Below are 8,542 nucleotides of genomic sequence, written 5' to 3'. Positions count from 1 at the left end.
TCTAACCCTTTAATTATACAGTATCAAAAAAGAGGCCACAACTGTTAAGATGTGACACAATCATTAAAATTTGATTTTTATTAAGAAATAGTATACGAAACATTGAAGGCTCAAAAATTTTCTGGAAATTCCCCTCAATTTAATCCACTTTTACCATATAACTTGTTTATTTCACTTGAAAGGGAATAATTTTGGAACTAAAATGAAATTGTTCACAAATATGCAGATAGGAGGATTATTTATAGTTTGAAGCAGCCCTAATCACAAAGTGTACCTCATTTACAATCTGAAAAGGAGACGTGAGTTGTTATGAAGAAAAATTTAATGAAGTCCGCAGAAGAATCATCAGGTAATGTTTTGGAAGAATTAAATAATGCACAGCTTGGTATGATTAGTGGTGGTAAGAAGATCAAGAAGAGTTCTAGTGGTGACATTTGTACCTTAACAAGTGAATGTGATCATTTGGCAACATGGGTATGTTGCTAAAAATCATTTCATGACTATTTTTTGCTATTAATAATGAGTGATTAGGGTTGCTTCAAGCTATAAATTCTAAATTGATCACATGGTAAAAAAAACAGATTCCGTGCAGGGCCAAATTGAAAAAGCAATAGGGACAGATGTATTACAGCTGGCTATGGATAATTTAAGTAAGTTCAAGCAACCGGTGGAAGATATTGTTTACTTGAACAGATTAGAAGAAGATTCGCTATTGTTAGTTAGAAATGATTATGATTCAAAAAAGTTGTATTTTTTGAATCATAAAAAAGTAATTTTTAGTTCCTTTTATGATCGCTTGTTTTTCATTGCACAAAATCTTTTAAAGAAAGAATACCCTGAATGTATTAAAATTTTAAGTCCCCATGCTCAAAAAATGTTTTTAAATTCCGTTGGGGAAAAATTAGACTTAATTTGTACTAGAACATTAATTTACGAAATGCATATTCAGAACCATTTAGGAAATTTGAATGGTGTAACACCAGAAGATCAGTATCTATCGTTTAATAAAGAAATTTTAGGGACTAACGACGAATTCATACGCATTTTAAACACGTATTCCGTCATGAAAACCGCGATTTTTTCATTAATAGGTGGGGCATTAAAGAATCTAGATTTTATGATAAAACACTTTTTGCAAGATAAAGAATTAATTATGTCGCAATTTGGTGTCAAAGAAAACATAAAAAAAATCAATGATCTTAGTGTAAATTTATCTGATAGCCACTCAAATGGCAAAATTGTTTATAAATTGACTTTGGATGATAATAAAGAAATAATTTACAAACCTCGATCTGTAAACACTGAAATCATATATCAAAAAATCTTGTCACATTTCATAAAAGTGACCCCTTCCTCTAAAAAATCTCTGTACTACCCAATCATTGATAAAAAAGAATATGGGTGGTCTGTTTTTGTGGACCATAAAAACTGTAAAACGGAACAGGAGGTTTCCTCTTATTATTATAATTTTGGAATAATTTCATTTGTAAACATGCTCTTAAATACAGATGATTTGCATTTTGAAAATTTGATTTCTAGTGATGAATATCCTGTTTTAGTTGATGTCGAAACCATTATGAGTAACGACATTAATCGTATTGACTTTAGTAATGCAGGTTCCATAATCTCTCATCTTCTTAACAGTACAGTACTAAGATCTGGTCTGCTGCCAACCTTTGTAAGTTTTGGCGGTGATAATGAGGGTTTTGATTATAGTGCAATCAATGGAGAAAAAGATGTAGAGCTTCCTTATAAGGTTCCAAGAATCGAAAATATGTATCGTAGCGATATGAGAATTCATTATGTTCATCCTCATATGCATAATGAAAATAACCAAGTTCGATTGAAACAAACAGTAGTAAACCCCCACAGGTATGTTAAGGAAATTGTTAAGGGATTTTGTAATGCTTATAAAAAAGCGATTTCCTTAAAAGAAACACTTATTTCTGATTTGGAATTTTTTAATGGTATTCAGAGCAGAATTCTATTAAAAAACACTCAACAGTATTCAATGGTATTAAGAACTTCTTACCACCCTATTTTTTTGCAAAATGCACAAGAAAGAATAAAGTTTCTGCATTCTATAGGAAAAAATACAGATACAAGTTCTGAACAAGGTAAATTTATTCTATATAGTGAAGTTCAAGACTTACTCAACAATGACATTCCCTACTTTTACAGTAAACCTAAGTCTAAAAAGCTTTATAACAGTATGGGTGATTGTATTAACTTTTTTGGTGACACTGCTTATTCTGTAATAAAGAAAAGAATCAAGAATCTAAATATTGAGGACATGAATTTCCAAAGATTCATTATATCTCTTAAGATTTCTTCGCCCACACCAGAAATGAGAGTGAAGGAAAAACGGCAAACTACCCTTAATTTTAATAAAGAGACAGCAAATTTAGTTTATTCACACGATATTTTTGACACTGCTGCAAAAAAAATATTAGATAATCTATATAATAGAGCCTTTATATCAAAAAAAAATAATGATGTTAATTGGATTCAAGCAGTGTTAAGTACAGAAGCAGATAATTCTTGGGAAATATCTAAAATGGGTATGTATTTGTATGATGGAATAGCAGGTATTGCAATTTTTGTTAATGCTTTTCTAGCACAAAATCAAAATTTTTTGGACAAGAAATACTTACAGTTAAAAATAGCATTAGATAATACATTGTTTAAGTACGTAGATCAATGCTTGTTTGATAAAAATTTTTTTGATGATAAATCATTAGGTGCTTTTTACGGGGAGTCATCTATCGCATATACATTCCAAATTCTTTTTCGAATAACTCAAAATAAATTGTATTTTGAATATGCTCGCAAGATATGCGATCACCTCCCAAATCAAGTTGAAAATGATGATATTTGTGATTATTTACTTGGAAGTGCTGGAGCAATCAACGTATTTGTAAACATGTTTGAACTAACCGGGAACAAGAAATACTTAAATATAAGTATGTCGTTGCTGGATCATATCGAAAAAAGTGCACGAGTTGCTTTTCCTGATAATTCCATTGCATGGAAATCGGATATGGCCAGCGATCCTCTTGCAGGACTATCACATGGAGCGAGCGGTTTTATTCTTTCTTTTTCTCGTTTGTATAAAGCCACCAAGGATAAAAGAATATTAGACTTGATAAGCAATACATTAAATTTTGAAGATAAGCTCTATGACCATAATTTGCATAACTGGAGAGACAACCGAATCATTCAAGGACAAAGAAATTATAAGAATAATATCAATCCTGTTGCATGGTGTCATGGATCAAGTGGAATCTTACTGGCTCGACTTGCTGTCAAAAGAAATTGCGCTAACGTTAATAACGACTTAGTTGAAAGGGATATACGACTTGCTATTGATTCTATTAAGCGAATGGGTAATCGTGACCAAAATTGTCTGTGTCATGGAAGTTTTGGTAATGTTCTTTGCTTATTAGAAGCACAAGATGAGTTAACAATTCAAGACCAAAAGGATCTAGAAATTATTAAGTTGAAAATGGCCAAAAAAGTTTTAGAGGGACATTGGTCATGTGGATTACCTCCTCAATATGAAAATACTAGCTTTATGCTGGGAATTTCTGGCATAGGATATGCACTTCTAAAAATGAACAATTCAAAGTTACCTAATGTACTCTCTTTAGAAATTTAAGCCACCATGGTCAATTCAAGACACTTGAGACACTTTTTAGGAGGGGCTGTAAAGGTGAGGAAGCATAGAATTAGACTAATAAACCAATTTAGTAGTTCTGATTGTGGACTAGCGTGTATTTTAATGATTTTTAAATCGTATGGATATAATAAAAATTTATACAATTTAATTGCAACAGTAAGGCCTTCCCGAGACGGGCTTACTGTTGCACAATTGAAAACCATATCTAAAGATAATCAGTTTGATCTAAAAGCTTTTAAATTTAAATCAAGAAAATCTTTAATACAGAACTTACCAGCAATTTTGCCCACAAAAGACGGCCATTATGTTGTAATATCAAGTGTTAAAAAAAACGTGTTTACAGTATTGGATCCAGCAGAAGGGGTGCAAAAACAAAGCTTTCAAGACCTACAGCAAAATTGTTTACCTGTACTCTGTATCATCACACCACTACCTTCTTTTTCAAAACAGACTAAGTTTCATGGATTTATACCTTCAAATAAGGGGATATTAGGCTCTTTCAATTTTAAAAAGAGTGATGTTTTTATCACCATATTTTGCACAGTTATTCTTGAAGCTATAGTCCTAATTATTCCTGATATTATTAAGCGCATAGTTAACGCTTCAGTAAAAACTGATATTAATATTCAACAAGTTTTAATAGTCTTGTGTCTTATAATAATAAGTTTTTTTGTTCTAAATTTGTTGTTCACTTGGATTAGACAATGGGTTGTTCTACGTATGCAAACGAGCGTCTTTAAGCAGGTAATTGATAAACTTCTCGAAAAATTATTCAGTATTGATCTTACATTCTATGAGACCCATTCCACAGGTGACATTTTGAATCGTTTTAACAATATAAGTATGATCAATAATTTTCTTTCAACCTTTTTAATTAAAATGTTCATAGATATTTTAACCGGAATAGTTTGTTTTATTGTAATGTTGACTATTTCACCATTGTTAACCACCTCTATTATTCTAATTGGGGCTTTTGAGGGGATTTTAATTTACAGCTTAAATTCCAAGTTGCATTCCAAAACGCAAGAGTATATAACTACACAAACGCAAGCCCAAGATAATATGGCAGATGTGTTTAACAATATCATTCAGATCATGTGTATGGGAAGCCAAGACAAGTTAGAAAAAGACTTGGAAAATAAATATTTTAAAAGTATCGATTCTTTTAGAGAAAAGGGTTCTTTAAACAATACCTTGCAAAGTTGGTTAGACAGTATCAGTGTAATAACAAACCTCTTGATCTATACTCTTGGATTCTTTCTGATTCAAAAAGGTCAAATAAACATAGGGACTCTTATACAGTTCGTCTCTCTTAGTTCATTTGCGATTACTCCGATTAATTCTACCATTGGTGCGATTCCTCAGATCAAGGTGATTCAGGAGATTACTAACAGATTAAATGAAATAATGTTTTATAAATCTGTTTCGAGAAATGGAGGAACCGAAATTTCAGCAATTAATGATATTGAAGTTTCTCATGTTTCATTCTCTTATAGTCAAACAACCAATCTTGATCTAAGAGATATTTCAATCAAGATCCCTAAAGGAAAACGTATTGCCATTGTGGGAAATTCCGGTGGAGGAAAAACGACGCTTACAAAATTAATCATGAATGTTTTTGATGACTACAGTGGAAGTATGTATGTTAATGGTGTCAACTATAGGAAGCTAAATTCAGCAAGCTTATATGATAAAATATCAGTAGTTACTCAAACACCATTAGCAATCAATGGGACTATTAAAGATAATTTAGACTTTGGAAATAAATTGTCTGATAGTCAACTTGAAGATTGCTTAAAAAATGCAGAGATTTTAGATTTTGTAAAACAGTTGCCTTTGGGCATTAATACTGTAATGGGGGATAATGGGCAAAACTTGTCTGGTGGTCAAAAGCAAAGAATAGCAATTGCAAGAGCAATCAGCAAAAATCCTGAACTTATAATATTTGATGAAGGAACAAATAGCTTGGATCAATTAACTGAACAAAAGATTTATCATAATTTACAGTCTCTAAATATCACGCAACTTATTATTTCGCATAGGCTTGCGGCCATTCAAGATGCGGATTATATTTATGTACTAAGTCATGGAGAAATCATTGAGGAAGGGATTCATGACGAACTAATAGCAAAAAAGGGACTTTATTATAGAAACTTTCTTGATAACAAGCAAATTGAGGGGAGAGAGAGTTAATGGATTTAAATAACGATTACGTTCTCAGAACAGATCACTTAACAAAAATTTATGGTCCGCAGATTAGTGTTAAGAATCTAAGTATTCATGTACAAAAAGGGAAGATTTACGGATTATTAGGGAAAAATGGTGCTGGTAAAAGCACAACCATGAAAATGATTCTAGGTTTAATTAAACCTAGTTCTGGTACATACTCGTTATTTGGAAAAGATATGTCGAAGATTACCAATAGTGAGCTGAAATCAATTTTCAGTAAAGTAGGTAATACAATTGAATCCCCAGGATTCTATCCTAACTTAACTGGGACAGAAAATTTACGAATATTCGCTAAATTGCGGAAGTTACCAGAAAAGACAATAGAGAGCTCACTGACCAAACTAGGATTACCCTATAAAGATAAAAAATTGTTTTCAGAATATTCTTTAGGTATGAAACAACGGCTGGCAATTGCTAACGCGACTATGAACTCACCGGAGCTTTTAATCCTAGATGAACCAATCAATGGGTTGGACCCGGAAGGTATCGTCGATATTCGTAAGTTACTGATCGATTTAAGCCAGAATCAAGGGACGACAATTTTAATTTCGAGCCATATTTTGTCTGAAATGCAACTAATTGCTGATGATATTGGCATTATTGCCAATGGGGCCTTATTGGTTGAATCAAAGCTGCAAGATTTAATTGAACAAAACAGCAATTCATTTGTTTTTAAAGTATCTAATAGCGCCAATGCTGCTAAGATTCTAGAGCAACAATTCAAGATTAAAGATATTGTGATCACTAATCAGCAAAAGTTATCAATTAGCCATGCCATTACAGATTCTGCTGCAATTATTAAGGCATTTATTATGAACGGCATAGATGTTCAGGCGGCCTATTTAAAGGAAGGTACATTGGAAAATTATTTTGAATCCATTACCAATGGGGGCGCTAGCCATGAGTAGTCTTCTAGTCTGTGAATTCAAAAAATTAAAACGGAATAGTATTTTAAAATATACGGTATTAGCCGCTTTCTTATTTCCGATTCCCTTATCACTATTAGCATTACATGCTAATATGTCGTTTGATAAGTTGAAAATGTTTGTTTTTGTTTTTGGCTTTTACCTACTAATGCCAATTTTTCTAGGGCTAATATTAGCAACCTTGGTCTTTGAAGAACGTGATAATAACACCTTAAAAAACATTTTAACCATTCCTATTTCTAAAAGGAGTCTATTATTAGCAAAAATTATTGCAACATTAATTATCGGGGTGATTTTCGCAGTTGTCTCTTTAATATTGCCCATTATATTAGGTGTGGTACGCGGAAATATTGATCTGGGGCAATTCTTTACCACCCTTGGGATCGGCCTGATCATTGGTGTAATGGTAACCGTTGCTGATCTACCATTACTGATAGTCGTCTTGAAAATGAAAAAGAATTACTTAATGTCGTTTGTGGTAAGTTTGTCATATACAATATTGAGCTTTGTCACTTCATTACAATATAATCGCTTCCCGTTGCCGCTTTCTGTTGTCTTCAAGTGGTCATTACCACATATTTCATCTGGTACGATGTCCGCTAGCATTACCAGACTCTTTTTTTCCACGCCCTCTTGTATTGGAATCTTGTGTATTGTGGGATTTTTATCATACTATGTCGCAGTCAAATTATTTGAAAGCGAGGAGGAATAGATATGGGAACCCTAATTATCAATGAGTTTCGTAAATTGAAAAGATGTGACGTCTTACTCGTATTTTTTATCTCCCTTGTCTTTACTGATCTACTCTCAATATTTCAACTATACAGTGGCAATGAACATTCACTCTATAATTACACTGATTTTATGAATATCGTTATTTGGGATAGTTTTAGTTTAGTCTTACCGGCAATGATTGTTATCTTTAGTAACTATTTAATTAATGTTGAGCATATATCTGGAGCACTAAAGAATAACATTACTTGCGCCGTTTCTGTCAATAAATTGTATGTCAGCAAATTGGTTGCTTTATGCCTAATCAACGTAGTATTTGCAGCTTTAAATGCGTTTTTAACATACTTGATATTCCTGTTCTTACCGCATAAAAGTGAACCCATATATCATTCTCTGATCTCAATGATTCAGTTAATTGGTATTAGCTTGGGGGTTTTTATCGCTGTCTTACCAATCTTGATTTTGTTTATTCGGCAAGCCTCATCTTATCTCAACGTGGTTATTGCCTTTGTTTATGGCTTTGTTGGAGTATTTGTAGCTGGACAAAACCTGCAAGACTATTATCCAATTACTGCTTTCTTGAAAATCGTTAATTATAATAACGGTTCGTTAACCTATCACGGAAACACGAGTTATATAACGGTGTTTATAGTCCTGTTGTTTTCGTTAATAGCTTGGATATTTATGGCTCAAAAATTAAAGAAAGCTGATTATGCATAGACATTGTTCTATCCCCATTTCCCTGTATAATGGTTTAAGTAGAGAAGTTAAGGCGGTGGCTATTTCCTTAAAGGGGGTGGTGCTTATGGTGTAAAAACTATAAACTCACATTCTAGGAAAGGAGTAGCCCAAGTGTCCATATCGGACGCTTTACAATTAATGCTGGCTTTCGGTACTTTTATCGTAGCCTTGATTGCATTAGTTGTTGAGTTGATTAAAAACCAACAAAAAAAATAACCGCCTTAGCTCTGGCAAG

General features: G+C 32.7%; 7 protein-coding genes. All 7 read left to right on the top strand.

Going from position 1 to position 8,542, the window contains the following annotated elements; genetic code table 11:
• The first annotated feature begins 309 nt into the window (after positions 1-309).
• The 7 genes from IV84_RS10760 (at position 310) to IV84_RS08600 (ending at position 8,523) form a co-directional block, all read left to right on the top strand.
• Positions 310-486 (top strand): plantaricin C family lantibiotic, encoded by a 177-nt coding sequence (locus IV84_RS10760; RefSeq protein WP_014386877.1) that lies wholly within the window; start codon positions 310-312, stop codon positions 484-486.
• Between the two features lie 79 nt (positions 487-565).
• Positions 566-3,658 carry a type 2 lanthipeptide synthetase LanM family protein gene (locus tag IV84_RS08625; RefSeq protein WP_014386878.1) on the top strand — a complete coding sequence of 1,031 codons (3,093 nt, stop codon included), beginning with the start codon at positions 566-568 and terminating at the stop codon, positions 3,656-3,658.
• Positions 3,659-3,712: 54 nt separating this feature from the next.
• Positions 3,713-5,872: a peptidase domain-containing ABC transporter gene (locus tag IV84_RS08620; protein WP_056986427.1), complete on the top strand. Its 2,160-nt coding sequence runs from the start codon at positions 3,713-3,715 to the stop codon at positions 5,870-5,872.
• On the top strand, positions 5,872-6,816 hold the full coding sequence (locus IV84_RS08615; RefSeq protein ID WP_014386880.1) for an ABC transporter ATP-binding protein: 945 nt from the start codon (positions 5,872-5,874) through the stop codon (positions 6,814-6,816). The genes IV84_RS08620 and IV84_RS08615 overlap by 1 nt, the downstream gene beginning before the upstream one ends.
• Positions 6,809-7,546 (top strand): ABC transporter permease, encoded by a 738-nt coding sequence (locus IV84_RS08610; protein WP_014386881.1) that lies wholly within the window; start codon positions 6,809-6,811, stop codon positions 7,544-7,546. Before IV84_RS08615 ends, IV84_RS08610 begins: the two co-directional genes overlap by 8 nt.
• A 2-nt stretch (positions 7,547-7,548) precedes the next feature.
• A complete protein-coding gene (locus IV84_RS08605; RefSeq protein WP_014386882.1) occupies positions 7,549-8,286 on the top strand; it encodes an ABC transporter permease in 738 nt (245 codons plus the stop codon).
• A gap of 132 nt (positions 8,287-8,418) precedes the next feature.
• Entirely contained in the window at positions 8,419-8,523 is a 105-nt protein-coding gene (locus tag IV84_RS08600) for a putative holin-like toxin (protein WP_056986425.1), read from the top strand.
• Positions 8,524-8,542: the final 19 nt, after the last annotated feature.

Origin of the sequence: Pediococcus damnosus (assembly GCF_001437255.1) — a bacterium.
In the GTDB taxonomy this organism is placed as follows: Bacteria; Bacillota; Bacilli; order Lactobacillales; family Lactobacillaceae; genus Pediococcus; species Pediococcus damnosus.
Note: the sequence above shows the minus strand (reverse complement) of the source record. Positions and strands in the feature narration are given on the sequence as shown.

Bases quoted from the DNA above. Each gene is read 5' to 3' on its own strand.
- IV84_RS08615 (WP_014386880.1), top strand. From the start codon at position 5,872: ATGGATTTAAATAACGATTACGTTCTCAGAACAGATCACTTAACAAAA.
- IV84_RS08605 (WP_014386882.1), top strand. From the start codon at position 7,549: ATGGGAACCCTAATTATCAATGAGTTTCGTAAATTGAAAAGATGTGAC.
- IV84_RS08625 (WP_014386878.1), top strand. From the start codon at position 566: ATGGTAAAAAAAACAGATTCCGTGCAGGGCCAAATTGAAAAAGCAATA.
- IV84_RS08610 (WP_014386881.1), top strand. From the start codon at position 6,809: ATGAGTAGTCTTCTAGTCTGTGAATTCAAAAAATTAAAACGGAATAGT.
- IV84_RS10760 (WP_014386877.1), top strand. From the start codon at position 310: ATGAAGAAAAATTTAATGAAGTCCGCAGAAGAATCATCAGGTAATGTT.